General features: G+C 66.2%; 21 protein-coding genes, 5 tRNA genes and 1 riboswitch. Of the genes, 18 read left to right on the plus strand and 8 right to left on the minus strand.

Translation table 11 applies throughout. The features are described 5' to 3' along the window. Positions 1–141 precede the first annotated feature (141 nt). From ACEVQ6_RS13240 to ACEVQ6_RS13250, 3 genes are all read right to left on the minus strand, one after another. Positions 142–218 (minus strand) — tRNA-Pro (locus ACEVQ6_RS13240). Positions 219–361: 143 nt separating this feature from the next. Beyond that, positions 362–820, minus strand: a complete 459-nt coding sequence (locus tag ACEVQ6_RS13245; RefSeq protein WP_374889471.1) for a DUF192 domain-containing protein — start codon at positions 818–820, stop codon at positions 362–364. Between the two features lie 23 nt (positions 821–843). Then, positions 844–1,422, minus strand: a complete 579-nt coding sequence (locus tag ACEVQ6_RS13250) for a cold-shock protein (protein ID WP_374889472.1) — start codon at positions 1,420–1,422, stop codon at positions 844–846. 201 nt (positions 1,423–1,623) lie between these two features. Between ACEVQ6_RS13250 and ACEVQ6_RS13255 the strand changes: the two genes are divergently transcribed. The 5 genes from ACEVQ6_RS13255 to ACEVQ6_RS13275 all read left to right on the plus strand — a co-directional run bounded on the left by ACEVQ6_RS13255 (position 1,624) and on the right by ACEVQ6_RS13275 (position 4,091). Then, positions 1,624–2,064 (plus strand): VOC family protein, encoded by a 441-nt coding sequence (locus ACEVQ6_RS13255; protein ID WP_374889473.1) that lies wholly within the window; start codon positions 1,624–1,626, stop codon positions 2,062–2,064. A 196-nt stretch (positions 2,065–2,260) separates the two neighbouring features. Continuing rightward, positions 2,261–3,529 (plus strand): YcbK family protein, encoded by a 1,269-nt coding sequence (locus ACEVQ6_RS13260; protein WP_374889474.1) that lies wholly within the window; start codon positions 2,261–2,263, stop codon positions 3,527–3,529. A 135-nt stretch (positions 3,530–3,664) separates the two neighbouring features. Further along, positions 3,665–3,739 (plus strand) — tRNA-Glu (locus tag ACEVQ6_RS13265). A gap of 45 nt (positions 3,740–3,784) precedes the next feature. Beyond that, a tRNA-Glu gene (locus ACEVQ6_RS13270) sits at positions 3,785–3,859 on the plus strand. A gap of 157 nt (positions 3,860–4,016) precedes the next feature. Next, positions 4,017–4,091, plus strand: a tRNA-Glu gene (locus ACEVQ6_RS13275). A 35-nt stretch (positions 4,092–4,126) separates the two neighbouring features. Here the strand turns inward: ACEVQ6_RS13275 and recJ are convergent. From recJ to ACEVQ6_RS13295, 4 genes are all read right to left on the minus strand, one after another. Continuing rightward, the gene (recJ, locus tag ACEVQ6_RS13280) at positions 4,127–5,920 is read right to left on the minus strand and encodes a single-stranded-DNA-specific exonuclease RecJ (RefSeq protein ID WP_374889475.1); all 1,794 of its coding nucleotides are present in this window, start codon (positions 5,918–5,920) and stop codon (positions 4,127–4,129) included. Between the two features lie 36 nt (positions 5,921–5,956). After that, positions 5,957–7,279 (minus strand): homoserine dehydrogenase, encoded by a 1,323-nt coding sequence (locus tag ACEVQ6_RS13285; RefSeq protein WP_374889476.1) that lies wholly within the window; start codon positions 7,277–7,279, stop codon positions 5,957–5,959. Between the two features lie 99 nt (positions 7,280–7,378). Beyond that, a complete protein-coding gene (locus tag ACEVQ6_RS13290; RefSeq protein WP_374889477.1) occupies positions 7,379–8,596 on the minus strand; it encodes an LL-diaminopimelate aminotransferase in 1,218 nt (405 codons plus the stop codon). A gap of 141 nt (positions 8,597–8,737) precedes the next feature. Then, complete coding sequence (locus ACEVQ6_RS13295; RefSeq protein WP_374889478.1) at positions 8,738–9,082, minus strand: SHOCT domain-containing protein; 345 nt, start codon at positions 9,080–9,082, stop codon at positions 8,738–8,740. Between the two features lie 72 nt (positions 9,083–9,154). Between ACEVQ6_RS13295 and phaC the strand changes: the two genes are divergently transcribed. The 6 genes from phaC to sthA all read left to right on the plus strand — a co-directional run bounded on the left by phaC (position 9,155) and on the right by sthA (position 15,610). Continuing rightward, positions 9,155–11,035 (plus strand): poly(3-hydroxyalkanoate) polymerase subunit PhaC, encoded by a 1,881-nt coding sequence (gene phaC / locus ACEVQ6_RS13300; protein WP_374889479.1) that lies wholly within the window; start codon positions 9,155–9,157, stop codon positions 11,033–11,035. Between the two features lie 14 nt (positions 11,036–11,049). Continuing rightward, positions 11,050–11,769 (plus strand): DNA/RNA nuclease SfsA, encoded by a 720-nt coding sequence (gene sfsA, locus ACEVQ6_RS13305; protein ID WP_374889480.1) that lies wholly within the window; start codon positions 11,050–11,052, stop codon positions 11,767–11,769. A gap of 31 nt (positions 11,770–11,800) precedes the next feature. Beyond that, the gene (gene map / locus ACEVQ6_RS13310; protein WP_374889729.1) at positions 11,801–12,628 is read left to right on the plus strand and encodes a type I methionyl aminopeptidase; all 828 of its coding nucleotides are present in this window, start codon (positions 11,801–11,803) and stop codon (positions 12,626–12,628) included. A gap of 21 nt (positions 12,629–12,649) precedes the next feature. Then, a complete protein-coding gene (gene radC, locus ACEVQ6_RS13315) occupies positions 12,650–13,423 on the plus strand; it encodes a RadC family protein (RefSeq protein WP_374889481.1) in 774 nt (257 codons plus the stop codon). Positions 13,424–13,485: 62 nt separating this feature from the next. After that, complete coding sequence (locus ACEVQ6_RS13320) at positions 13,486–14,085, plus strand: tyrosine-protein phosphatase (protein ID WP_374889482.1); 600 nt, start codon at positions 13,486–13,488, stop codon at positions 14,083–14,085. Positions 14,086–14,182: 97 nt separating this feature from the next. Then, positions 14,183–15,610 (plus strand): Si-specific NAD(P)(+) transhydrogenase, encoded by a 1,428-nt coding sequence (sthA, locus tag ACEVQ6_RS13325; RefSeq protein ID WP_374889483.1) that lies wholly within the window; start codon positions 14,183–14,185, stop codon positions 15,608–15,610. A 59-nt stretch (positions 15,611–15,669) separates the two neighbouring features. On the opposite strand, the gene tig is transcribed toward sthA, so the two are convergent. Beyond that, positions 15,670–17,133 carry a trigger factor gene (gene tig / locus ACEVQ6_RS13330; RefSeq protein WP_374889484.1) on the minus strand — a complete coding sequence of 488 codons (1,464 nt, stop codon included), beginning with the start codon at positions 17,131–17,133 and terminating at the stop codon, positions 15,670–15,672. Between the two features lie 355 nt (positions 17,134–17,488). Between tig and ACEVQ6_RS13335 the strand changes: the two genes are divergently transcribed. From ACEVQ6_RS13335 to gcvP, 7 genes are all read left to right on the plus strand, one after another. Next, positions 17,489–17,571 (plus strand) — tRNA-Leu (locus ACEVQ6_RS13335). A 362-nt stretch (positions 17,572–17,933) separates the two neighbouring features. Then, positions 17,934–18,497, plus strand: coding sequence for a DUF2937 family protein (locus ACEVQ6_RS13340; protein ID WP_374889485.1), 564 nt, complete (start codon positions 17,934–17,936; stop codon positions 18,495–18,497). A 72-nt stretch (positions 18,498–18,569) separates the two neighbouring features. Beyond that, positions 18,570–19,922: a hypothetical protein gene (locus ACEVQ6_RS13345; protein ID WP_374889486.1), complete on the plus strand. Its 1,353-nt coding sequence runs from the start codon at positions 18,570–18,572 to the stop codon at positions 19,920–19,922. Further along, positions 19,922–20,728, plus strand: a complete 807-nt coding sequence (locus tag ACEVQ6_RS13350) for a COG3904 family protein (RefSeq protein WP_374889730.1) — start codon at positions 19,922–19,924, stop codon at positions 20,726–20,728. Before ACEVQ6_RS13345 ends, ACEVQ6_RS13350 begins: the two co-directional genes overlap by 1 nt. Positions 20,729–20,860: 132 nt before the next feature. Further along, positions 20,861–20,946, plus strand: a riboswitch (glycine riboswitch). A gap of 147 nt (positions 20,947–21,093) precedes the next feature. Beyond that, positions 21,094–22,233, plus strand: a complete 1,140-nt coding sequence (gcvT, locus tag ACEVQ6_RS13355) for a glycine cleavage system aminomethyltransferase GcvT (RefSeq protein WP_374889487.1) — start codon at positions 21,094–21,096, stop codon at positions 22,231–22,233. 15 nt (positions 22,234–22,248) lie between these two features. Further along, positions 22,249–22,611, plus strand: a complete 363-nt coding sequence (gene gcvH / locus ACEVQ6_RS13360; protein WP_374889488.1) for a glycine cleavage system protein GcvH — start codon at positions 22,249–22,251, stop codon at positions 22,609–22,611. After that, complete coding sequence (gene gcvP, locus ACEVQ6_RS13365) at positions 22,611–25,472, plus strand: aminomethyl-transferring glycine dehydrogenase (RefSeq protein ID WP_374889489.1); 2,862 nt, start codon at positions 22,611–22,613, stop codon at positions 25,470–25,472. Before gcvH ends, gcvP begins: the two co-directional genes overlap by 1 nt. The last annotated feature ends 99 nt before the right edge of the window (positions 25,473–25,571 follow it).

The raw sequence follows: 25,571 nt of genomic DNA on the forward strand, positions 1-25,571 counted from the left end.
CGCGTTGGGGGAAGGTTCACAGGGCTCAATTCTCAATGGAAATTATGCGCCTAACCGGCTCAGTTCCGCGTGCAAACTAACACGGATGATTGGAAAAGCCCTTTGAAAATCAACACCTTTTTGATTTCAAACGGGTAATTATGGTCGGAGTGGAGAGATTCGAACTCCCGACCCTCTGGTCCCAAACCAGATGCGCTACCAGACTGCGCTACACTCCGCCGATCGCCGCGAGATACACGCTTCCCGGCACTGCCGCAACCGATAAATCAGAGGCCGGCTGATTCCTCACGATCCACGCGTACAATGCGCGTAAGCCTCTCGCTCATCGAGGCCTCTCCCATGGATCGGGAACAGGCGCCCGTTATGGTCCACCGATCGCCGGCGCCTCGACGCGATCGCCCGGAGCGATCTCAAGCCTCTCCACCGTGCCGGCGGGAAGCTCGAGAACGAAAGCGACGGGCACGCCGGAGTCGATCAGCGCTTCTGAGTGCGGAACCGCGTCCTGGCGAAGCGTCGCAACGACGCCGTCCTTCTTGATGAACAACATGTCGAGCGGAATGAAGGTGTTACTCATCCACATCGTCACGCGACGCGTTTCCGCAAAATCGAACAGCATGCCTCGATCGGCCGCAAGCGCGTGGCGGAACATCAGGCCCCGCGACCGTCGCTCGCTGGTATCGGCGAGTTCCACCGTGAATGGGTGAATTTTTCCGCTCGCAGTGACGATGCGCAAGGGCTGCGTTGGGAAGTCGATCCTGTCCTGCGCCCACAGGTGTCCGGCCATCAGCAATGAAAAAAGCGCCAGAACGGCGCTTCTCATCCGTAGATGCCACGGGCGAGGCATCAATGCGACCGGTTCCCCGGCGCGGGCACGTCGGGATGGATCTCGGCCGCCATCAATCCCTTGTCGCCGTCGCCGAAGCGCACGAGGACGACCTGGCCCGGACGAAGCTCGGTCAGACCGAAGCGACGCAGGGTCTCCATATGGATGAAGATATCCTCGGTGCCCTCGCCTCGCGTCAGGAAGCCGAAACCCTTGGTCCGATTGAACCACTTGACGAGAACCCGCTCCAGCCCGCTCGTCGGCGTGACCTGGACATGGGTCTTGACCGGAGGCATCTGCGAGGGATGAACGGCAGTCGACTGGTCCATCGAAAGGATGCGGAACGCCTGGTAGCCGCGATCGCGCTTCTGAATGAGCGCTACGACGCGCGCGCCTTCGAGAACGGTCTGAAAACCGTCGCGCCGCAAGCAGGTCACATGCAGCAGCACATCCTGCATGCCATTGTCCGGAATGATGAAACCGAAACCCTTGGCGACGTCGAACCACTTGATCACGCCCGTGATTTCCATCAGATCCAGAGCATCGCTGCCGTACTCGTCACGCTGAATGACGTCCTTCGAAGAAAACCTGTCCGCCATGGTTTCGCAGCCCCTCGATTACGCGTCACTCTGAATACGGTTAACTGATTCTTGAAATCAAGATAACATCGTCTCAAGGCGGTCGCGCAAGCCCTTCCGTCAAAATTGCCTGTCTCCGTGCTTACGCCGTCAGCCTTGCCTCTGGCTTGTTCTCCTCTATGGTTCTGCCGCATTCCCGCCACAACACCCGGAGGAAACACCATGCGCTACCTGCACACGATGGTCCGCGTCAAAGACCTCGACGCCGCGCTTCATTTCTACAGCACGCTGTTCGGCCTCGTCGAAACGCGGCGATACGAGAACGAGAAGGGCCGCTTCACCCTCGTCTTCCTCGCCGCACCCGAAGACGTGGAAAGCGCCAAGGCGGGCGCCTCGCCTTGCCTGGAGCTCACCTACAACTGGGACAGCGAGGACTATACCGGCGGGCGCAACTTCGGCCACCTCGCCTACGAGGTCGACGATATCTACGGCTTCTGCCAGCATCTCATGGACAACGGTGTCACGATCAACCGCCCGCCGCGCGACGGCCACATGGCCTTCGTGCGCTCACCCGACGGCATCTCGATCGAAATCCTTCAGAAGGGCGCCCACCTGCCGGCGCAGGAACCGTGGTCGTCGATGGGCAATACCGGCAGCTGGTAAGCCTCGCGCAACCGCGGGCGACGAAGACCCTGTCCTGCCGCCGGCCGGCTCGTCGCCGGCGGCCTTGCCCAAGGGACCGCTGATTTACATTCGCGCGTGTTTTGGCTACAGATCTTAACCGACGTTAACCGGCCGTGATCGGCGACCGGGACAAGGCGTCCGCAGTTGCGCTCCGTCGGCGCCGAACGGGACAGAGATGGACACCACGACCGATACGCCCTCGCCTGCCGGCGACCGGAAACCCTTCGCGCCGCGCCTTCTCGGCGTCTGCATGACCGGGCTGGTGGTGCTGCTGCTGACAGCCTGCTCGGCGACCGACAAGGCACTGACGCTGACGGCCACGGACGCCGCCGACGTCGCGGAGACGGGCGAGACCACGAAGGCGGCGGACGAAACGGCGAAGAACGGGCCCAAGGCGGAGGATATGCGGGTCGCCGCCGCTGCGCCGGCGGCGGGCGAGGATCCGGTCTCACAACCGGGGACCGACGCCCAGGCCTATGCCCCGCCACCCTCGGGTGGCCAGACGGACTCGGTCGTGATGCAGGCGAACGGCCTCAATGCGACCTCCAACAGCATCTTTTCCTCGCGCCCGGTCGCAACAGGCGATACGCCGTCGACCGCCGCCGCGCCGAACAGCCTGTACAAGGCCGCGCCGGCAGCGGCGACATCCGGGGAGCAGCCTCCCGAATTGCCGCTGAAACCGCTCGAAGGCGCCGATGCCGGACAGGCCGCATCCGGCAGGAGCGCCGACACCGAGGCGAAAACGGCATCGGCCGGCGGCGACATCCCGGCAAAGGCGGATGCCGGGGGCAAACAGGACAAGTCGGCGACCGATTCGGCCGACACGACGCTGGTCGCAGCCGGATTGTTCCGCACCAAGCGGCGCGTTGCCGGCAGCTTCGAGAAGGAGCGTTTCGGCAGCGAAAAGCCCCGCCGCAGCCTGACGGGCGCGCGCAGCACGGATACCGCCTCGCTCGCCTACAATGCCCTGCCGGGCGTCAGTACCAATCCGTTGTTCTCGATGACGGGGGAAAGCGAGCTCGACGCGCTCGACGATCATGCCATGCCGCAGGTCGAGGTCGCCTCTCTCTCGGGCCTCGCCCGCCTGGCGCCCAACGGGCTGATGCACCAGACGGCCTCCGTCGACAGCGGCTGCTTCAAGCCGAGACTGATGGGCATGCTGAAGCAGATCGAACAGCATTACGGGCGCAAGGTCATGGTAACCTCAGGCTACCGGCCGCTCCAGGTCAATGCGAGGGTCGGCGGCTCGCGCGCGTCGCGGCACATGAGCTGCGAGGCGGCGGACATCCAGGTCGACGGCGTCAGCAAGTGGGACATCGCGAAATTCGTTCGCTCCATGCCCGGCCGCGGCGGCGTCGGCACCTACTGCCATACGGAATCGGTTCACGTCGACATCGGTCCGTCACGGGACTGGAACTGGCGCTGTCGCCGGGGCAAAAGCTGAGGCCTGTCGCCAAGTTACTGAGAGAAAATGACTTTTTCGCTCTCGTTTTCTTTTTTATTTTTTTGCTGGATTCGGGATTTTGGCGCTTGCGGGAATCCGGGGCGCTGACTATAAGACGCCCACATCGAAGCGCACGCGCCCTTCGTCTATCGGTTAGGACTCCAGATTTTCATTCTGGCAAGAGGGGTTCGACTCCCCTAGGGCGTGCCACCTTCTCTTGAAGCGTGGAAATTCGATGCTACATGAGACCTGAACGCGCCCATCGTCTAGCGGTCAGGACGCCGCCCTCTCACGGCGGTAACACGGGTTCGATTCCCGTTGGGCGTGCCATACTTTCCATACCGACTGCATCGGCCAGACAGGTTCATCGCTAACGCCAAGCCTTTGGCTCGGCATCGTTTTTTCCTGTCAAAAAATGACGGACGAGATGAAAACAAGGCTTGCGGGCGCGAAATCCTGCCTCTATAAGACGCCTATCGAAGCGCAGGCGCCCTTCGTCTATCGGTTAGGACTCCAGATTTTCATTCTGGCAAGAGGGGTTCGACTCCCCTAGGGCGTGCCACTTCCGTACCTCTCTTTTGAATTTAAGACGTCCCATCAGGTGGGCTTTGCCGCATCGATGACGCGCATTTGCACGCGCCGTGTCCCCTGCCAGGAATCGGCGGCGAGAGTGCCCGCAAGGTGGACCGTTGCGCCGCGCGCCGACAGCAGGAAGCGGCCGAGATCCGAATCAAGCGCCCGGAAGGCGATGGCGTCGAGCCTCGCTCCCTCCTGCCCGACCAGGGACAGCTTCACGTGATGGGCGCCCACCTGGCGGGCATCGGCGATCCGGTGGGCAGGAAAGGCGAAGACGGGCTGCGGATGACCGGAGCCATAGGGGCCTGCCCGTTCCAGCTGGTCGATCAGGCTCTCGGTCGCGCCGGAGGCCGAGAGCGCGCCGTCGACCTTCAGCGACTGCGTTGCGGCGAGCGCGGCGACCGGACCGCCGGCCCGCTCGTCGAAGAAATGCCGCAGGCGGCCGAGATCCGCGCGCTGCACCGTCAGTCCGGCGGCCATGGCGTGGCCGCCCCCCTTGACCAGCAGGCCCGCCTCCACGGCCGCGCGCACCAGGCGCCCGATATCGAAGCCGCTGATCGACCGGCCGGACCCCGTGCCGCGACCGTTGGCGTCGAAGGCGATGGCGACGGCGGGACGGCGGAACTTTTCCTTGAGGCGGGCCGCCAGGAGGCCGACGACACCGGGATGCCAGTTCTCGCGCGCGGTGACGATGACGGCGGCCCCCTCGCCCGTGCCGTATTCGGCGATCGCCTCGGCCTCGGCCTCGACGAGCATCGCCGCCTCGATCGCCTGGCGTTCGCGGTTGAGCGTGTCGAGCGTCAGCGCGATCGCCTGCGCCTCGCCGGCATCGTCCGAGGTCAGAAGCCGGCTCCCGAGCGCCGCATCGCCGATGCGCCCGCCGGCATTGATGCGCGGGCCGATGAGGAAGCCAAGATAGTAGGGCGTGACCGGGCCGGAGAGGCCGGCCTGCGAGAACAATGCGGCAAGGCCCGGATTGGCCATCCGCCGCGCGGCGACGAGGCCCTTGACCACATAGGCGCGGTTCAGACCCTTGAGCGGCACGACGTCGCAGACCGTCGCCAGCGCGACGAGGTCGAGAAGACCGAGCAGATCGAGCGAAGCGGCACGCCGGTCTCCGGCCGCGCGCAGCAGGCGCAGCGCGTTGACCAGCACCAGATAGACGACGCCCGCGGCGCAGAGATGCCCCTGTCCGGAAAGATCGTCCTCGCGGTTCGGATTGACCAGCGCCAGTGTCGGCGGCAGGTCGGTGCCGACCTGGTGATGGTCGATCACCACCGTGTCGACGCCGCGCTCGCGCGCCAGCGCGAGCGACTCGTGGCTGGTCGAGCCGCAATCGACCAGAACGATCAGCCCCGCGCCGCCGTCGATCAACTGGCCGATCGCCTGAGGATTGGGGCCATATCCCTCGAAGATCCGGTCCGGAATGTAGACCTCGGGGTCGACACCGAAATGGCGCAGGAAACGGACCATCAGTGCCGCCGAGGCCGCGCCGTCGACATCGTAGTCGCCGAAGACGGCGATCTTCTCGCCGCGCCCGATCGCCGCGACGAGGCGGGCGGCGGCGGCATGGCCGTCGGTGAGTCGGTCGGGATCCGGCATCAGCCGGCGCAGCGTCGGGTCGAGAAAGGCGACCGCATCGTCGAGGGCGACACCGCGACCGGCAAGCACGCGAGCGATCAGCTCCGGGATGCCGTGGATCTGGCTGATCGCCAGCGCCCGGTTCTGCCCGGCGCCGTCGAGACGGGGAAGCCAGCGCTGGCCCGTCGCCGAACGCTCGACGCCGAGGAACGCGCGTTCGACGGGATCGACCATGCCTTGCCTCTCCCCGGGATCCGGATGACGGCGCGCTCAGCGCGTGCGCGGACGCTCGATGCGGATCACCTGCGGCTCACCGAAGAGATAGCCGTCCGAGCGGATCGAGGCGGCAGCCCGGCGCACGGAGTCTTCCGTGGTCGCATGGGTGACGAGGACGATCGTCTGCGGCGCGTCGGTCCGGTCGTGATGCTTCGGCCGCTGCACGATCGATTCGAGCGAGATGTTGTTCTCCGCCATGCGCGTCGCGATGCCGGCAAAGACGCCGGTGCGATCGGCAACCGTCAGGCGGATGAAATAGCCGCCCTCATGGCTCTGCATCTCCGCCTTGACGGAGGGCGTCAATTCGCCGACGGGACGGCCGAACACCGGCACCGTCTGGGCGCCGGGGCGACTCTTGGCGATGTCGGCGATGTCGCCGAGCACGGCGGAGGCGGTCGCGTTGCCGCCCGCGCCGGGGCCGGCCATCAGCAGTTCGCCAAGGATATCGGATTCGATCGCCACGGCATTGGTGACGCCGTCGACCTGGGCGATCACCGACTCGCGCGGCACCATGGTCGGGTGCACGCGCTGCTCGATGCCGCTTTCGGTGCGCTGGGCGACGCCGAGAAGCTTGATGCGGTAGCCGAGATCGGCGGCGGCGTGGATATCCTCGATCGAGATGTTGGTGATGCCCTCGAGGTAGATGTCGTCGGCGGCGATGGCCGTGCCGAAGGCAAGCGAGGTGAGGATCGACAGCTTGTGCGCCGTGTCGTTGCCCTCGATGTCGAAGGCCGGATCGACCTCGGCATAGCCGAGCCGCTGCGCCTCCTTCAGGCAGGCCTCGAAGGACAGGCCCTCCTTCTCCATCTTGGTCAGGATGTAGTTGCAGGTGCCGTTCATGATCCCGTAGACGCGGGAGATGCGGTTGCCGGTCAGCGATTCGCGTAGCGCCTTTATGACGGGAATGCCGCCGGCGACCGCCGCCTCGTAGTTCAGGAGCGCCCCCTCGCCTTCCGCGATCGCTGCCAGCCGCAGGCCATGGGACGACAGAAGCGCCTTGTTGGCGGTGACGACATGCAGGCCGCGCGACAGCGCCGCCTCGACGGCGGAGAGCGCCGGGTCGCCGGCGCCGCCCATCAGCTCGACGAAGACGTCGATCTCGGCCGTGCGCGCCAGTTCCACCGGATCGTCGAACCAAGAGACCGCGGAAAGGTCGACGCCGCGATCGCGCCCGCGATCGCGGGCGGAGACGGCAGCGATCTCGATCGGCCGGCCGCAGGAAACCGCCAGCTCCGCACGGCGCGTCTGCAGGATGCCGACCAGCGCCGCACCCACGGTTCCAAGCCCCGCAATGCCGATCTTCAGCGGTTCAGTCATGGCGATATCCTCTGCGTGAAACAGGCCCGGCGGGGCGGCGGCAGGCGCCGCCGAAACGGACGGCGAAACCGCCGTCCTCCCGGTCACCGGGCGAAAACCTCAACGGCGGGCGTTGAGCGAAATAACGTTGTGCATCGTGTCGTCCGCCGTCGACAGGAACTTCTTGATGCTGCGCGCCGCCTGGCGGATACGGTGCTCGTTCTCGACGAGGGCGAGGCGGACATAATCGTCGCCCTGCTCGCCGAAGCCGATGCCGGGGGCGACGGCGACATGGGCCTTCTCGACGAGGAGCTTGGAGAATTCAAGCGAGCCGAGATGGCGGAACTTCTCCGGGATCTTCGCCCAGGCGAACATGGTGGCGGCCGGCGGCGGCACCTCGAAACCGGCCTTGCCGAAACTGTCGACCATCACGTCGCGCCGGCGCTTGTAGACGGCGCGCACCTCGGCGATGTCGGAACCGTCGCCGTTCAGCGCGTGGGTGGCGGCGACCTGGATCGGCGTGAAGGCACCGTAGTCGAGATAGGACTTCACCCGCGTCAGCGCCGAGATCAGGCGCTCGTTGCCGACGGCGAAGCCCATGCGCCAGCCGGGCATCGAAAAGGTCTTCGACATGGAGGTGAACTCGACCGTCACGTCCATCGCGCCCGGAACTTCCAGCACGGAGGGCGGCGGCGCGCCGTCGAAATAGATCTCCGAATAGGCGAGGTCGGAGAGGATGACGATGTCGTGCTTCTTGGCGAAGGCGACGACGTCCCTGTAGAAATCGAGCGAGGCGACATGGGCCGTCGGGTTCGACGGATAGTTGATAACGAGCGCGATCGGCTTCGGGATCGAGTGGCGGATGGCGCGCTCGAGCGGCGGGAAGAAGGTCTCGTCGGGCTCGACCGAAATCGAACGGATAACGCCGCCGGTCATCAGGAAGCCGAAGGCGTGGATCGGGTAGGTCGGGTTCGGGCAGAGGATGACGTCGCCGGGCGCGGTGATCGCCTGCGCCATGTTGGCAAAGCCCTCCTTGGAACCGAGCGTCGCCACGACCTGGGTCTCCGGATTGAGCTTCACGCCGAAACGGCGGGCGTAATAGGCGGCCTGCGCGCGGCGCAGGCCCGGAATGCCCTTGGAGGACGAGTAACGGTGCGTGCGCGGGTCCTTGACCACCTCGCACAGCTTGTCGACGATCGCCTGCGGCGTCGGAAGGTCGGGGTTGCCCATGCCGAGATCGATGATGTCGGCCCCGCCCGCGCGCGCCGTCGCCTTCAGGCGGTTGACCTGTTCGAAGACATAGGGCGGCAGGCGCCGGACCTTGTGAAACTCTTCCATGTTGAACCCCGTCTGGCGCGCTTCCTGCCGCCGGTCGTTGAGGCAGCGTCCGCCGATCTTGCCATCATGTGGACGGATGCTTGCGTCGGGCCTTCGGCCCATTGACATGGCTTTGCGACCGAATCAGCCGAAAGGCAAGAGCTAATTGGTGATTTCCCTGAGCGTGTCGGCGCCGTGATTGTCGGCGAGCGCCTCCAGTTCGCGCCGACGCCGCTCGTATTCGGCGACCGAAATCGCGCCGCTCGCCCGGGCGGAGGACAGCCGCGACAGGCGCGCCTCCATCGACTGGGCCTCGGCATCCGTCATCTGCGCCGTCGCGCCCTGCAAGGGCGTGTAGACGGAGGGATAGGCCGCCGGCGTTGCGGCAACGGGCGCCGCGTCGTCGAGCGAGGATGAGGTGCAGGCCGACAGGGCGAGACATGCGCCAAGCGCGACGATGCCCGTCAGAAGGCGGCTTGCCGCCGGTCGCGCCCCATATGCTACCATCGTGTCGATCCTCATGCTCGCGCTGGCACTTGTAGACGCTTTGAGGCAGAATGTAAAAATACAAAAAGATCGATGCCGGGGAGGACATGCGTGGCAGCGGAGACCAGGACGGGCGACCCGGCCGGAAGCCGGACGGAAGGCGAGCGGGAGGCGTTTGCGGGTTTCGATGCGAAAAGCGTCGAACCCTATATCGTCAGGGATCCCGAGGCCTTCACCGTCAACCTCGCCCGGGCGGTCGAGCAGGCCGGCAAGGCGGCATCGGCCTGGCTCGCCCCGCGCGAGACCGGCGAGAAGACCGATGTCGTCGCCGAGCCCGTCGTCGACATGGTCAAGACCCTGTCGAAGGTCAGCGAATACTGGCTGAGCGATCCATCGCGCACGCTGGAGGCGCAGACGCACCTGCTCGGCAGCTACATGTCGATCTGGTCGCGCAGCCTGCAGAAGATGGCGGGCGATCCTATGCTGCCGCCGGCGCCGGCCAACACCGACAAGCGATTCTCCGACAAGGACTGGGTCGACAATCCCTTCTTCGACTTCCTGCGGCAGGTCTATCTCGTCACCTCGGACTGGGCGGACCGCATGGCCTCCGGCGCGGAAGGCCTCGACCCCCACACCCGGCACAAGGCGGCCTTCTACGTCCGCCAGCTTTCGAGCGCGCTGTCGCCGAGCAATTTCGTCGCCACCAACCCGCAGCTCTACCGCGAGACGGTCGCCAACAACGGCGCCAACCTCGTCAGGGGCATGCGGATGCTGGCCGAGGACATCGCCGCCGGCAAGGGCGACCTGCGCCTGCGCCAGACCGACACCAGCAAGTTCGCCATCGGCGAGAACATCGCGCTGACGCCGGGCAAGGTGGTCGCCCAGAGCGACATCTGCCAGATCCTCCAGTATGACGCGACGACCGAGACGGTGCTGAAGCGGCCCTTGATGATCTGCCCGCCCTGGATCAACAAATTCTATGTCCTCGACCTCAACCCGCAGAAATCCTTCATCCGCTGGGCGGTGGACCAGGGCCATACCGTCTTCGTCATCTCCTGGGTCAACCCGGACGAGCGGCATGCGGAGAAGGACTGGGAATCGTATGCCCGCGAGGGCATCGGCTTTGCCCTCGACACGATCCGGCAGGCGACCGGCGAAGAGGAGGTCAATGCGATCGGCTATTGCGTCGGGGGCACGCTGCTCGCCGCGACGCTGGCGCTGCACGCGCAGGAGGGCGACACGCGCATCCGCACCGCGACCCTCTTCACCACCCAGGTCGACTTCACCCATGCCGGCGACCTGAAGGTCTTCGTCGACGAGGAGCAGATCGCCCAGATCGAGGCGTCCATGCAGCCGAACGGCTATCTCGAAGGCTCGAAGATGGCAACGGCCTTCAACATGCTGCGCGCCTCGGAACTGATCTGGCCCTATGTGGTCAACAATTACCTGAAGGGCCAAGAGCCGATGCCCTTCGACCTGCTCTATTGGAATTCCGATTCGACGCGGATGCCGGCGGCCAACCACTCCTTCTACCTGCGCAACTGCTACCTCGAGAACACGCTGTCCAGGGGCGAGATGCGGCTTGCCGGCAAGACGCTCTCGCTCTCAGACGTCACGGTGCCGATCTACAACCTCGCCGCCAAGGAGGATCACATCGCGCCGGCGAAATCGGTGTTCGTCGGCTCAGGGCTCTTCGGCGGCAAGGTCACCTACGTCATGTCCGGCTCCGGCCATATCGCCGGCGTCGTCAATCCGCCGGACAAGATGAAATACCAGTTCTGGACGGGGCCGGCACCGAAGGGCGCCTTCGAGGACTGGGTGAAGAAGGCGAAGGAAACGCCCGGATCCTGGTGGCCGCACTGGCACCAGTGGATCGAGAAGCAGGACGGGCGCCGGGTTCCCAGGCGCAAGACCGGGGGGCCGCTGAACTCCATCGAAGAGGCGCCCGGCTCCTTCGTCCGCGTCCGCATCTAGACGGCTGATCCGCGATGCGCTTTGCCCCGCCGCTCGTGCCGGCAACCCTGGTGCGGCGCTACAAACGCTTTCTCTTCGACGCCGTCACCGGCACCGGAGCGGCGATCACCGGCTTCTGCCCGAACACCGGCTCGATGCGCGGGCTGACGGAACCGGGCATCCGCATCTGGATGTCCGAGCATGACAGCCCGGCACGGAAATACCGTCATGCGCTGGAAATGGTCGAGATCGGCGGTGACTTCATCGGCGTCAACACGGCCCTTCCGAACCGGCTTGCGGAGGAAGCGATTGTCGCCGGCCAGGTGGCGGATCTCGCCTCCTATGCGACGCTCGAACGGGAGCGCGCCTATGGCGCGCAATCGCGCATCGACATGCTGCTCACCGACCCGGCGAAGGGCCGGTGCTATGTCGAGGTGAAGAACGTCCATTTCAGCCGCAGCCCGGGCCTCGCGGAATTCCCGGACAGCCCGACGCAGCGCGGCGCCCGCCATCTCGACGAGCTCTCCGCCATGGTGGCGGCGGGCCACCGGGCGGTCATGGTCTACCTGGTGCAGCGCGGCGACTGCGACAGGCTCGCGATCGCCGCCGATTTCGATCCGGCCTATGCCGACGCCTTCCGCCGGGCGCGGGCGGCAGGGGTGGAGGCCTATGCGGTCGCCTGCGCGGTTTCACCGGCGCAAATCACGCCGACCGGCCTGATCGCGATAGACGAGCAGGGTCCGGCTGCATTATGACAGCCGGAAGGAAGAACGGATGTTTCACGGCATGGTCACCTATATCGACGCCGCCTCGGCGCCCAACCGCAACACCGGCGTGATCCGGCTCCACGACGCGGAGGCGTTCGACGGCATGCGCAGGGCCTGCCAGCTGACCGCGCGCTGCCTCGACGCGCTTGCCGAGCGCGTCTCGCCCGGAGTGACCACCAACGAGATCGACCGCTTCGTCTACGAATTCGGACGGGACCACGGCGCGCTTCCCGCGACGCTCAACTATCGCGGCTACACCAAGTTCACCTGTACCTCGATCAACCACGTCGTCTGCCACGGCATTCCCGACGACAAGCCGCTGCGCGAGGGGGACGTCGTCAATATCGACGTGACCTTCATTGTCGACGGCTGGCACGGGGATGCGAGCCGGATGTATCCCGTCGGCCAGATCAAGCGCGCCGCCGAGCGGCTGATGGAGGTGACCTACGAATGCCTGTTGCGCGGCATCGCGGCGGTGAAGCCCGGCGCCCGCACCGGCGCGATCGGCCAGGCGATCCAGTCCTATGCGGAGGCCGAGCGCTGTTCCGTCGTGCGCGACTTCTGCGGCCACGGCGTCGGACGGCTCTTCCACGATACGCCGAACATCCTGCATTACGGCCGCGCCAACGAGGGACCGGAACTGCGCGAAGGCATGATCTTCACCATCGAGCCGATGATCAATCTCGGCCGGCCGCATGTGAAGGTGCTGTCGGACGGTTGGACGGCGGTGACCCGCGACCGCTCGCTCTCGGCGCAATACGAGCACACGGTCGGGGTCACGGCGACCGGCTGCGAGGTCTTCACCCTTTCCCCCGCCGGTCTAGACCGGCCCGGCCTTCCTGCCTGACGCGTCCAGGGCACCGAACCGATGGCCAAGTCTCCCCCGCCGCCGATCGACCCGAACATCGAGGACGGCGACGAGCGGGGTTTCTTCGCCGAGCAGCAGGGCCGCGCTGTCGGGCCCGCAGACGGCGAGCACTACCACGGCCATCGCGACCGGCTGCGGGCGCGTTACAAGGACAACGGCGATGCGGCGCTCGCCGACTACGAGATCCTCGAACTCCTGCTGTTCCGCCTCATCCCGCGACGCGACACCAAGCCGATCGCCAAGGCGCTGATCGCGCGGTTCGGCACGCTTGCCGGCGTTTTCGGCGCGCCTCTGCCGCTGCTCCGGGAGGTCAAGGGCGTCGGGGAGGCGGTCGCGCTGGACCTGCGCCTGGTCGGCACCGCCGCGCAGCGGATGCTGAAGAGCGAGCTTCGCGGCAAGCAGGTGCTGGCCTCCTGGTCGTCGGTCATCGATTATTGCCGCAGCGCCATGGCCTACGAGACGCGCGAGCAGTTCCGCATCCTTTTCCTCGACAAGCGCAACGCGCTGATCGCCGACGAGGTGCAGCAGACCGGCACCGTCGACCACACGCCGGTCTATCCGCGGGAGGTGGTGAAACGGGCGCTGGAACTGTCGGCGACTGCGATCATCCTCGCGCATAACCATCCGTCCGGCGACCCGACGCCGTCGCGCGCCGACATCGAGATGACCAAGCTGATCATCGACACGGCAAAGCCGCTCGGCATCACCGTGCACGACCACATCATCATCGGGAAGGACGGCCAGGTCAGTCTCAGGGGGCTGAAGCTCATCTGAATATTGCCGTCATGTTCACGCAGTAAGGAAAAGCAACCACTCCACCTCCTTCGGGATCAGCCATGACCTTCACGTTCCGCATCCCGCATCTCCTCCGCGACACCCGGCTGCGCCGCACGGCGCTCTGGATCCTCGCCGTGCTCGTCTTCGTGCCCGCGGACCATGCGGTCAGGCTCTATTCGAGCGGCAATTTCCACACGGTCGTCCCCGGGGAGGTCTATCGCTCGGCGCAACTGACGCCGGAAGCGCTGACGGCGATCAACAAGACCTACGGGATCGGCACCGTCCTCAATCTCCGCGGGGAAAGCCGCGGCGCGCCCTGGTACGACCGGGAGCTCGAAGCCACCCGCGCGCTCGGCATCGATCACGTGGATTTCGGCATGTCGGCCAACCGCAAGCTCAGCCAGGCGGAAGCGCAGGCGCTGATCGCCGTGATGCGCGCGGCGAAAAAACCGCTGCTGATCCATTGCAAAGCCGGCGCCGACCGCACGGGCCTTGCCGCCGCGCTCTACCTCGCCGCGATCGACGGCGCTGGAGAAGAGGCCGCGGAAGGCCAGATCTCCATCAATTACGGGCATATCTCCCTGCCCTATGTCGGCGCCTATGCGATGGACGAGACCTTCGAGGACATGGAACCGGCACTCGGTTTTCCCGATTCCTGACGCCGATAACAGATCGGTGAGATTGATTTGTTAACCTTGGCACTCGACACTTCTGTGCAGTGCACAATGATTCTCTCGACCCGACCGGACATCAGCCATGAACCAGTATGACCTCGTCGTCGTGGGCAGCGGGCCCGCGGGCCGCAGGGGCGCCATCCAGGCGGCCAAGCTCGGAAAGAAAGTCCTCGTCATCGAACAGGGAAAGCGGGTGGGCGGCGTCTCGGTCCACACCGGCACGATCCCGTCGAAGACGCTGCGCGAGACCGCGCTCAACCTGTCGGGCTGGCGCGAGCGCGGCTTCTACGGGCGCGCCTACCGCGTCAAGCAGGAGATTTCCGCCGACGACCTGCGCCGCCGCCTACTGATCACGCTCGACCATGAAGTGGAGGTGCTCGAACACCAGTTCGCCCGCAACCGGGTGCAGCACATGCGCGGCAAGGCGAGCTTCCTGTCGCCGAGCACGCTGCAGGTGGTCAAGGACGACGGCGACGTGATCACCGTCAGCGCCGTCAGCATCCTGCTCGCCGTCGGCACGAAGCCGTTCCGCCCCGACTACATGCCGTTCGACGGCGAATCCGTCATCGACAGCGACGAACTGCTCGACATCGGCAACCTGCCGCGCTCGATGGTGGTGATCGGCGCTGGCGTCATCGGGATCGAATATGCGACGATCTTTTCGGCGCTCGACACCAACGTCACGCTGCTCGATCCGAAGGCGACGATGCTCGACTTCATCGACAAGGAGATCGTCGAGGACTTCACCTACCAGCTTCGCGACCGCAACATGAAGCTAATCCTCGGTCAGAAGGCGGCGAAGGTGGAGAAGATCGGCCCCGGCCGCTGCCAGGTGACGCTCGACAACGGCCGGATGGTCCATTCCGAAATGGTGCTGTTCTGCGCCGGGCGCATGGGCGCGACCGATACGCTGAACCTCGACGCCGCCGGCCTTACTGCCGACAATCGCGGCCGTCTCAGCGTCAACCCGGAGACGTTCCAGACCGAGGTTCCGAACATCTATGCGGCCGGCGACGTCGTCGGCTTCCCGAGTCTGGCGTCCACCTCGATGGAACAGGGCCGCATCGCCGCCCGCGTCGCCGTCGGCGCCATCGCCAAGGAGCCGCCGAAATATTTCCCCTACGGCATCTATGCCGTGCCGGAAATCTCCACCTGCGGCCTCAGCGAGGAGGAGGTGAAGGAGCGCGGCATCGGCTACGAATGCGGCATCGCCCGCTTCCGCGAGACCTCGCGCGGCCACATCATGGGGCTCGACTCCGGCCTGCTGAAGCTGATCTTCTCGCTGAAGACGCGCCGCCTCCTCGGCGTCCACATCGTCGGCGAGGGCGCGACCGAACTCGTGCACATCGGCCAGGCGGTGCTGAACCTCAAGGGCACGGTCGAGTATTTCGTCGAGAACACCTTCAACTATCCGACGCTTGCCGAGGCCTACAAGATCGCCGGTCTCGACGCGCTGAACCGCATGGGCGAACCGAAGCCGCCCGCCCCGCCCTCGCCGACGGCGGCGTGACACGCCCACAAAAAAGGCCGCTTCGGAAGCGGCCTTTTTCTTGATCCGGTGAAGGAGATTTACTCCGCGTCTTCGGATGCGGCGTCCTCTGCGGCAGCCTTCTTCTTCGAGGCCGCCTTCTTCTTCGGAGCCGCAGGCTCCTCGCCGGTCACTTCCTCGGAGGCAGCGGCGGCGGGCTTCGTCTCGTCCTCGTCGTCGGCGAGCAGCTCTTCCTTGCTCACTTCACGATCGGTCACGTCGATCGACGACAGCAGGTGGTCGACGACCTTTTCCTCATAGATCGGCGCGCGCAGCGAGGCGGACGCGCCGGGCGTGTTGCGGAAATAGTCGAGGATCTGCTTCTCCTGGCCGGGGAACTGGCGGAGCTGCTCGTAGAGCGAGCGCTGCATCTCTTCTTCGGTCACGTCGATGCCGGCCTTCTCGCCGATTTCGGACAAGACCAGGCCGAGGCGCACGCGGCGCTCGGCGAGCTTGCGGTATTCGACGCGGGCGTCCTCTTCCGTCGTCTCCTCGTCGGCGAAGGTCTTGCCGGCCTGCTGCAGGTCGGTGTTGATCTGGCGCCAGATGTTCTCGAACTCGGCATCGACGAGGCGCGAGGGCGTGTCGAAGGCATATTGCGCGTCGAGCTGGTCGAGGATCTGCCGCTTGACCTTCTGGCGGGTCACCGAGCCGTACTGGCTCTCGATCTGGCCGCGCACGATCTCGCGCAGCTTGTCGGCGGATTCGAGGCCGAGCTTCTTGGCGAGGTCGTCATTGATTTCGACCGGCTGGGCTGCGGCAACGGACTTGACCGTGATGTCGAAAGTGGCGTCCTTGCCGGCGAGGTTCGCGGCCGGATATTCGGCCGGGAAGGTGACGTTGATCACCTTCTCGTCGCCGGCGGAAAGCCCGACGAGCTGCTCCTCGAAGCCCGGAATGAACCGCTTGGAACCGAGGACGAGTTCGGCGTCCTCGTCCTTGCCGCCGTCGAAGGCCTCGCCGTCGACCTTGCCGAGATAGTCGATGGTGACGCGATCGCCGTCTTCGGCGGCGCCCTCCTTCGTCTCGTAGCTGCGGGCGTTCTCGGCGATCTTGAGGATCTGCTCCTCGACCTCCGCATCGTCGATCTTGACGACGTCGCGGGTGATCTTGATGCCGCTGACGTCCTGGAGCTCGAACTTCGGCAGCACTTCATAGGCGAGCGTGAACTCGAAATCGGCCTTGGCATCCAGGATGCGCTCGGCCTCCTGCTGGTCCTCGGTCATCGCCACTTCCGGCTGCGTCGCCGACTTCTCGCCGCGGCCGCTGAGGATCTCGGTCGGCTTGTCGCGGACGATCTCGTTGACGAGCTCGGCCATGATCGACTTGCCATAGACCTTCTTCAGATGCGCGACCGGCACCTTGCCGGGACGGAAACCGTTGATGCGGATGCGGTCCTTGGTCTCCGCGAGGCGCTCGTTCATCCGAGCCTCCATGTCCGCGGCCGGGATGACCACCTTGAGTTCGCGCTTCAGCCCTTCAGCGAGCGTTTCGATAACCTGCATGTTCAAACCTTCGTGTTACGGTGCGGGCGCCAGGCACAGCCTTGGCGCCTGAAGGCACCTGCGCCGATCCTTGTTCCGGGTGTGGCCTTTACGCATGTCGCCCGCCCTGTTGCAAGCAAAATGGCGCCAGAACCGGGCGTTCTGCCAAAAAACTGCATGCCGCAACGCACTCTATCCCGGCGACCGCGCGGCGGCGGAAGCGCGCGAACCCGGACGGCCGGGGACGCGGGCGTCGTGCATGCGATCCGAGGCAAATACGCCATCGCACCGGCCAAGGCAAGGCGGCGACGGACGGCGGCCCGGGCGGGGCTTGCAATGCCCGTGGCCCTTGTTTAACAGGGAACGGCTCCAGCATGCCCGGTTGGTGGAATTGGTAGACACACTTGGTTTAGGTCCAAGCGCGAGAGCATGGGAGTTCGAGTCTCTCACCGGGCACCATTTCCCTCTGCGGAAAAACTCATTTGCGATTTTCCGGCAATAGGTTACGCGCTGTCCGCACCCTATAACGCGCCTCATCTCCTCACCCCACGGTGCCGTTGAAGGGGTTTAGAGACCCCGAAGCGCTGCCCTCACCCATTTGACGCCGATCGGACGCGGCAGTGACGGCTACCGCGGCCGGTGGTGTCGCATGACCTGCGCTGTCTGCAATCCGGGATCAGCGGGACCTGCGGCACCGACGTGCGTATGAAGAAAGAGAGCGCTTGTTCCATGCCGAACCCTTCTCCCGCATCTTCGGCACGTTCCGTCGGAAACCTTTGAAACCGTCGGCCGTTCCCCGGAGATGAGAGGGAGAACCGGCCATGGGACAGATCTGGAAAGCAACGGCGCTGACGATATCGGTCGCGGGCGCCGTCCTGTTTTCGCAGGCGCCGGAATTCGCACAGCAATATCGCCAGCGCATCGGCGGCGCCCTTGACGAACTGCGCGCGATCGTCACCGACTTCGAGGCGCGGGCGCAGGCGGGCGGCCTCGACCGGGAGCGGGCCCTCGACCTCTACGCCAGCTCCACGGAAGGCTTCATCCAAGATCAGGGCCAGGCTATGCGCGCGACCTTCACGCGCTACGAAGTGCTCAGCCGGCAGAGGGAGGCGCTCGACGGCGCGCCGCCGCTGCTGCGTCCCGCAATCCTGATCGCCCACCCCGACGCGGCGCTGATGGCGCGCGCCTGGGAGGATTTCGCCCCCGCCGTTCCGGTCACGCTGGCAGGGCTCGCCTGGGCGGGCGCGGGCGGCCTTGCCGCAGGCCTTCTCGCCGGCGCAGGGCGCGTCGCCTTCCGCCGGCGCCGCCGTCCGGTCGCCCCCCGGGTCGAACCGGGCATCGACGCTACGCTTCCGGCGCCCGTTAACCCTCCCACCCCGCCCTGACCGGCGAGGCCTTGTTTTCGCCGGGATCGTCTTCATCTTCTGTTAACCGAAGACCATCCCGGAGATCTGTTCATGGCGCTCGGCGCGAACCACCGCTTGCAGGACGGCATCGACGCCGTTGAGACCATGACGCGATTCGCGCTCGCCGTGCTGGCGCTCGCCTCCGGCGTCTACACCTATCTCGGCGTGCGCTCGATCCTCGACGGGTCGGCAACCGCCGTCTTCTTCGCCGCGATCATCTATTCGAGCGCCGTCTCGGTCGCCATATACGCCTTCTGGTCCTACATGGCGCGCTTCTATCCGCATGTGACCGGGGCCGCCGGGCGCGGCGCGATGCTCGGGGTCATGGCGCTCGGCTGTGCGATGATCATCGCCATGTCGAGCTGGCTGAACGCGGCGGCGCTCGCCGGCTCCGCCGCGCTCGAGCAGCATCTCGCCGAAACGCTGGAAGACTACACCGCCGACCTCGACAAGGCGCACCAGAATGCGCTCGCCGCCCAGAGCCTGCTGCCGGACATCCAGCGCACCTCGGAACGCTTCGCGCGGCTCGCCGAGGATGAACGCAGCACCGGCGCCCTGACCGGGACCACCGGCGCCGGCAGCGTCGTGCAGTTGCTGAGCCAGATGGCGGCGCAGCTCAAGGAGCTCGAAACCGGCATCGCCACCGCGCGCGAACGGGTGACGACCCTCTTCGACGAGGGCCGGACGCGGCTTGCGACGATGCGGACGCTGGTCTCCGCGCCGGGCGCGATCGAGCCGAGGGCGGACAGCTTCTCCTCCGAGGTGGTGGCGCTGTCCGGCGTCATCGCGGCGCTGGAGCAGACCTCCATCGCCGCCTCGGTCAAGCGTGCGGCCGACGACCTCTCGCTCGGCTTCATCGCCCCGGTCGCCAGCGGCACCGAGGCCGATCTCGCCAGCCGGCAGGACCAGGTGATGGAGACGATCCGCGCCTCGGTCGCGGCGCAATCCAAGGTGCTGTCGCAGGCCGCCGACGAGATCCTCGCCCGCGAGCCTGTCGGCGAGCGCCGCTTCGTGCCGCTCTCCTCGGCGGAAGCGGTGCTGCGCTACGCCTCCGACTTCATCCCGAGCTGGGCCGGCGCCATCTCGATCGATCTTCTGCCCGCCGTTCTCGTCTTCATGCTGTCGATCGTCCATGCGGCGATGCGCCGGCAGGAAAAGGCCCTGCCCTTCGCCGAACGGGTGACGGCCGCGGAACTGTTGCAGGCCCTGGAGGTTCAGCGCGCAATCGCATCCGTCGAGACCGCGCGTCCCGCCGATGCCGCCTCGACGGCCGAGGTGCAGCCCTCTCAGAGTGCCGAGGCGACACCTCCGATACCGACGGCCGATCCGCCGCCGGCGGAACCCTCGAACATCACCAGCCTCGATCTCGCCGGCAAGACGCCGCGAAAGGGGCCGCCGGCATGATGCTCTCCCGCCCGACCGTGGACGGCTGGAAGAGCCGCGTTCTCGCGCTCGACGACGGTGCGCTGATGCGTGCCGCCTTCCTCATCCTGCTTGCAGCCGCCGGCGTCTTCCTTGTCATCGACCTTCGCGAGATCGGGGCCTCGAACGCAGCACGCCCCGGCGCGAGCGCGACGCCGTCGGACATACCGATCCTGCCGCCGGTGCTGACCGGCGGAGAACCCGACGATCCGCCCTCCGAGATCCTGACCGACGCCGAAACCCTGCAGAAGCCGATCACCTTCGAGCTTCTGGCCGGTGGCATCCTCAGTGCCCGTGGCGCCATCGATCCGGGCGCGGCCGCCCGCTTCAGGAGCGAAATCGAGGCGCGCGGCGAATATGTGACGACGGTCGCCCTCGATTCGCCCGGCGGTTCCGTCGAGGACGCGCTGGACATGTCGACGCTGATCCGCGAGCGCAAGCTGTCGACCTCGGTGGCGGGCGGCGCGCTCTGCGCCTCGTCCTGTCCGCTCGTCCTTGCCGGCGGGGTGACGCGCACCGCCGCCGATGGCGCGGTCGTCGGCGTGCACCAGGTCTTCAACGGCTCTGCCGACCGTCCCTCGCCCGAGGAGGCGATGGCGACCGGCCAGCGCCTTGCCGCCCGTATCAGCCGCCATCTCGACGCCATGGGGGTCAAGCCCGGCCTCTGGCTGCACGCGCTCGAGACGCCGCCGGACCGACTCTACTACCTAGACGGCAAGGAGATGCGCGCGCTTGCCCTGACGACGCCCGCCGCCGCGGAGACCGCGAGCGCGAAGAAGAGAAAGTAACGCCGCATCCGCATCGCCGGACGACGCCGCCGGTTGCGCCGTCGCATGTCTCCCGCTCCACAAAGACGACAAAAATCGTGCGTGGCGCGACATTGGCGCTTGCCAATCCATCTGGGTCGCCATTAACTGACGGCGATTGCGTTGGGAGAAACCGGCTTGCCGGTGCCGAAGGAGCAACCGCCCCGGAAACTCTCAGGCCAAAGGACCAGCGCGGTGCTTTCAGGACTCTGGAGAGAAGCGTCACCACGCTCGCCGAAGGGATAACAATCTCAGGCGCCAAGGACAGAGGGGGCTCGAACACGCGGCATTCCCATTGCCGCACGGATGTTGAGCAGGCGCGTCCGCGCCATACCTGGAGGCCGGCCTTGTCCGACGACGCCGATCTGAAGAAGACACCGCTTTACGACCTGCATGTGGCGCTCGGCGCGCGCATGGTTCCCTTCGCCGGCTATCTTATGCCGGTCAGCTATCCGCTCGGCGTGCTCAAGGAACACCTGCATGTGCGCGCCGCAGCCGGCCTGTTCGACGTCTCGCATATGGGACAGGTGGCGCTCCATCCCCGTTCCGGCGACATCGCGGATGCCTGTCTTGCGCTCGAAAGCCTCGTTCCGGCCGATATCCTCGGCCTGAAGCCGGGCCGGCAGCGCTACGGCGTCTTCACCAATGCCAAGGGCGGCATCGAGGACGACCTGATGATCACCCATCGCGGCGACCATCTCTTCCTCGTCGTCAACGCCTCGCGCAAGGACGAGGATGTGGGGCTGATGCAGGCGGCGATCGGCGAGCCCTGCGAGATCCGCCGCCATGACGACCGCGCGCTTCTGGCGCTGCAGGGGCCGGCGGCGGAACGGGTGCTCGCCGAACTCTGGGCCGATGTCGCGTCCCTGCGCTTCATGGATGTCGCGGAGGCCTCGATCCACGACGTTCCCTGCCTCGTCAGCCGCTCGGGCTACAGCGGCGAGGACGGTTTCGAGATCTCGATGCCGGCGAAAAACGCAACGGACGTAGCGAAGCGCCTGCTCGAACATCCCGATTGCGAGGCGATCGGCCTCGGCGCCCGCGATTCGCTGCGCCTCGAAGCCGGCCTCTGCCTCTACGGCAATGATCTCGATCCCGCGACATCCCCGGCCGAGGCCGCAATCGAGTGGTCGATCCAGAAGGTGCGCCGTCAGGGCGGGGCCCGCGCGGGCGGCTTTCCCGGCAGCGACCGCATCCTGACCGAACTCGCCGAGGGTGCGCGCCGCCGCCGTGTCGGCTTGCGTCCCGAAGGCCGCGCGCCGGTGCGCGACGGCGCCACGCTTTTCGCCGACGCTGCGGGCCGCCGGGCCGTCGGCTGCGTCACCTCCGGCGGCTTCGGCCCGAGCGTCGGCGCACCCGTCGCCATGGGCTATGTCGACCACGACGTCGCCACCGTCGGCACGCCGCTTTTCGCCGAGGTGCGCGGGAAATTCCTGCCGCTTGCCGTGTCCGCCCTGCCGTTCACGACCCCTACCTACAAACGCTGATCCGGAGACCCCGACATGCTGAAATTCACCGAAGACCACGAATGGCTGAGGATCGACGGCGACGTCGCCGTGGTCGGCATCACCGCGCATGCGGCGAACCTTCTCGGCGACCTCGTTTTCGTCGAGCTGCCGTCCACCGGCGCCAGCTTCTCGCGCGGCGATTCCGCCGCGACCGTCGAATCGGTCAAGGCGGCCTCCGACGTCTATTGTCCGCTCGACGGCGAGATCACCGAGGTCAATCAGGCCATCATCGACGATCCGGCCCTGGTCAACGCCTCGCCGGAGGCGGATGCCTGGTTCTTCAAGCTGAAACTTGCCAATCCCGCCGATGCCGAAACGCTGCTCGACGAGGATGCCTATCGCGGGATGACCGCCTGATGGCCGATACCGACTTCAAATTCACCGACTATCAGCCCTACGACTTCGCCAACCGCCGCCATATCGGCCCCTCGCCGCGCGAGATGGCCGAGATGCTCTCGGTCCTCGGCTATCCGAGCCTCGACGCGCTGATCGACGATACGGTGCCCGCCTCGATCCGGCAGGCGGAACCGCTCGCCTGGGGCGCGCCGAAGACCGAGCGCGAGGCGCTCGATACGCTGCGCGAGACGGCGGGCAAAAACAAGGCGCTCGTCTCGCTGATCGGCCAGGGCTATTACGGCACGATCACGCCGCCGGTCATCCAGCGCACCATCCTCGAAAACCCTGCCTGGTACACGGCCTACACGCCCTACCAGCCCGAGATCAGCCAGGGCCGGCTGGAGGCGCTGCTCAACTACCAGACCATGGTCTGCGACCTGACCGGCCTCGACATCGCCAATGCCTCGCTGCTCGACGAGGCGACCGCCGCGGCGGAAGCGATGGCGATCGCCGAGCGCGTGGCGAAATCGAAGGCGAAGGCCTTCTTCGTCGATGCGCATTGCCACCCGCAGACAATCGCCCTGATCCACACCCGCGCCGAGCCGCTTGGCTGGGAGGTGATCGTCGGCGATCCGCTTGCCGATCTCGATCCGGCGGCCGTCTTCGGCGCGATCGTGCAATATCCCGGCACCTACGGCCATGTGCACGATTTCACGCCCGTGATGGCGAAGCTCCATGCCGCCGGCGCGATCGGCATCGTCGCGGCCGATCCGCTGGCGCTGGCGCTGCTGAAGTCACCGGGCGACATGGGTGCCGACATCGCCGTCGGCTCGACCCAGCGCTTCGGCGTGCCCGTCGGCTATGGCGGGCCGCATGCGGCCTACATGGCGGTGAAGGACGCCTACAAGCGCTCGATGCCCGGCCGCCTCGTCGGCGTGTCGGTCGACGCGCGCGGCAACCGCGCCTACCGCCTGTCGCTGCAGACGCGCGAGCAGCACATCCGCCGCGAAAAGGCGACCTCCAACATCTGCACCGCGCAGGTGCTGCTCGCCGTGATGGCGTCGATGTATGCCGTCTTCCACGGTCCGGAGGGCATCAAGGCCATCGCCCAGAACGTCCACCAGAAGACCGTTCGGCTCGCCAAGGGGCTGGAGAAGCTCGGCTTCACCGTCGAGCCGGAGGTCTTCTTCGACACGGTGACCGTCGATGTCGGCCAGCTTCAGGGCGTCATCCTGAAGGCGGCGGTGGCGGAAGGCGTCAACCTGCGCCGGATCGGCGAGCGCCGCATCGGCATCAGCCTCGACGAGCGCTCGCGGCCAGTAACGCTGGAAGCGGTCTGGCGTGCCTTCGGCGGCGATTTCTCCGTCGACGATTTTGCCCCAGACTACCGCCTGCCGCGGAGCCTGTTGCGCACCAGCGCCTATCTCACCCACCCGATCTTCCACATGAACCGGGCCGAAAGCGAGATGACGCGCTACATCCGCCGGCTGTCGGACCGGGATCTGGCGCTCGACCGCTCGATGATCCCGCTCGGCTCCTGCACGATGAAGCTGAACGCCACTGCGGAGATGCTGCCGATCACCTGGCCGGAGTTTTCCGAGATCCATCCCTTCGTCCCCGCCGACCAGGCCGAGGGCTACCGGCTGATGATCGACGACCTCGCGGCCAAGCTCGCCCTCATCACCGGCTATGACGCGGTCTCGATGCAGCCGAATTCCGGCGCGCAAGGCGAATATGCCGGGCTGCTGGCGATCCGGCGCTATCACCTGTCGCGCGGCGACGCTCACCGTACCGTCTGCCTGATCCCGACCTCGGCGCACGGCACCAACCCGGCCTCCGCCCAGATGGTCGGCATGACGGTCGTGACGGTGAAGGTCAGCGACAGCGGCGACATCGATATCGCCGACTTTCGCGCCAAGGCGGAAAAATACGCCGAGACGCTCTCCTGCTGCATGATCACCTATCCCTCGACCCATGGCGTGTTCGAGGAGACGGTGAAGGAGATCTGCGAGATCGTCCACGCCCATGGCGGCCAGGTCTATCTCGACGGCGCCAACATGAACGCCATGGTCGGTCTCGCCAAGCCCGGCGAGATCGGCTCGGACGTGAGCCACCTCAACCTGCACAAGACCTTCTGCATCCCGCATGGCGGCGGCGGCCCCGGCATGGGCCCGATCGGCGTCAAGGCGCATCTCGCGCCCTTCCTTCCCGGCCATCCGGAAAAGGGGGATGCGGAAGGCGCGGTCTCGGCCGCCCCCTTCGGCTCGGCCTCGATCCTGCCGATCTCCTGGAGCTACTGCCTGATGATGGGCGGCGAAGGGCTGACGCAGGCGACCAAGGTGGCGATCCTCAACGCCAACTATATAGCCGCCCGGCTGAAGGGCGCCTATGACGTGCTTTACACCTCCAAGAGGGGCCGCGTCGCGCATGAATGCATCATCGACACGCGGCCGCTTGCGGCAAGCGCCGGCGTCACCGTCGACGACGTCGCCAAGCGGCTGATCGACTGCGGTTTCCACGCGCCGACGATGAGCTGGCCGGTCGCGGGAACGCTGATGATCGAGCCGACCGAGTCGGAGACCAAGGCTGAACTCGACCGCTTCTGCGACGCGATGCTGGCTATCCGCGAAGAGGCCCGCGCCATCGAGGAGGGCCGCATGGACCGGGAGAACAACCCGTTGAAGAACGCGCCGCACACCGTCGAGGATCTCGTCGGCGCCTGGGACCGGCCCTATTCGCGCGAAGAGGCCTGTTACCCGCCCGGCGCCTTCCGCGTCGACAAGTACTGGTCGCCGGTCAACCGCGTCGACAATGTCTATGGCGACCGCAACCTCGTCTGCAGTTGCCCGCCGCTCGAGGACTACTCCGAAGCGGCGGAGTGACGCGTCACACCCTGCATGGCCGGCGCAAAGGCCGGCCATGCGTTTAAGCTATTGAATGTTATGAATTAAATCCCGTGTCTTCAGAAATCGATTCAAGAC

The organism is Ensifer soli, assembly GCF_041928815.1.
In the GTDB taxonomy this organism is placed as follows: Bacteria; Pseudomonadota; Alphaproteobacteria; order Rhizobiales; family Rhizobiaceae; genus JBHFEI01.

Excerpts from the sequence above, each read along its gene's own strand:
- ACEVQ6_RS13295 (WP_374889478.1), bottom strand. The coding sequence starts at position 9,082 with ATGGTAGCATATGGGGCGCGACCGGCGGCAAGCCGCCTTCTGACGGGC.
- ACEVQ6_RS13245 (WP_374889471.1), bottom strand. The coding sequence starts at position 820 with ATGAGAAGCGCCGTTCTGGCGCTTTTTTCATTGCTGATGGCCGGACAC.
- ACEVQ6_RS13250 (WP_374889472.1), bottom strand. The coding sequence starts at position 1,422 with ATGGCGGACAGGTTTTCTTCGAAGGACGTCATTCAGCGTGACGAGTAC.
- radC (WP_374889481.1), top strand. The coding sequence starts at position 12,650 with ATGGCCAAGTCTCCCCCGCCGCCGATCGACCCGAACATCGAGGACGGC.
- ACEVQ6_RS13285 (WP_374889476.1), bottom strand. The coding sequence starts at position 7,279 with ATGACTGAACCGCTGAAGATCGGCATTGCGGGGCTTGGAACCGTGGGT.
- map (WP_374889729.1), top strand. The coding sequence starts at position 11,801 with ATGGTCACCTATATCGACGCCGCCTCGGCGCCCAACCGCAACACCGGC.
- sfsA (WP_374889480.1), top strand. The coding sequence starts at position 11,050 with ATGCGCTTTGCCCCGCCGCTCGTGCCGGCAACCCTGGTGCGGCGCTAC.
- ACEVQ6_RS13340 (WP_374889485.1), top strand. The coding sequence starts at position 17,934 with ATGGGACAGATCTGGAAAGCAACGGCGCTGACGATATCGGTCGCGGGC.
- sthA (WP_374889483.1), top strand. The coding sequence starts at position 14,183 with ATGAACCAGTATGACCTCGTCGTCGTGGGCAGCGGGCCCGCGGGCCGC.
- ACEVQ6_RS13320 (WP_374889482.1), top strand. The coding sequence starts at position 13,486 with ATGACCTTCACGTTCCGCATCCCGCATCTCCTCCGCGACACCCGGCTG.
- ACEVQ6_RS13255 (WP_374889473.1), top strand. The coding sequence starts at position 1,624 with ATGCGCTACCTGCACACGATGGTCCGCGTCAAAGACCTCGACGCCGCG.
- phaC (WP_374889479.1), top strand. The coding sequence starts at position 9,155 with ATGCCGGGGAGGACATGCGTGGCAGCGGAGACCAGGACGGGCGACCCG.
- ACEVQ6_RS13290 (WP_374889477.1), bottom strand. The coding sequence starts at position 8,596 with ATGGAAGAGTTTCACAAGGTCCGGCGCCTGCCGCCCTATGTCTTCGAA.
- tig (WP_374889484.1), bottom strand. The coding sequence starts at position 17,133 with ATGCAGGTTATCGAAACGCTCGCTGAAGGGCTGAAGCGCGAACTCAAG.
- ACEVQ6_RS13350 (WP_374889730.1), top strand. The coding sequence starts at position 19,922 with ATGCTCTCCCGCCCGACCGTGGACGGCTGGAAGAGCCGCGTTCTCGCG.
- ACEVQ6_RS13345 (WP_374889486.1), top strand. The coding sequence starts at position 18,570 with ATGGCGCTCGGCGCGAACCACCGCTTGCAGGACGGCATCGACGCCGTT.
- ACEVQ6_RS13260 (WP_374889474.1), top strand. The coding sequence starts at position 2,261 with ATGGACACCACGACCGATACGCCCTCGCCTGCCGGCGACCGGAAACCC.
- recJ (WP_374889475.1), bottom strand. The coding sequence starts at position 5,920 with ATGGTCGATCCCGTCGAACGCGCGTTCCTCGGCGTCGAGCGTTCGGCG.
- gcvP (WP_374889489.1), top strand. The coding sequence starts at position 22,611 with ATGGCCGATACCGACTTCAAATTCACCGACTATCAGCCCTACGACTTC.
- gcvH (WP_374889488.1), top strand. The coding sequence starts at position 22,249 with ATGCTGAAATTCACCGAAGACCACGAATGGCTGAGGATCGACGGCGAC.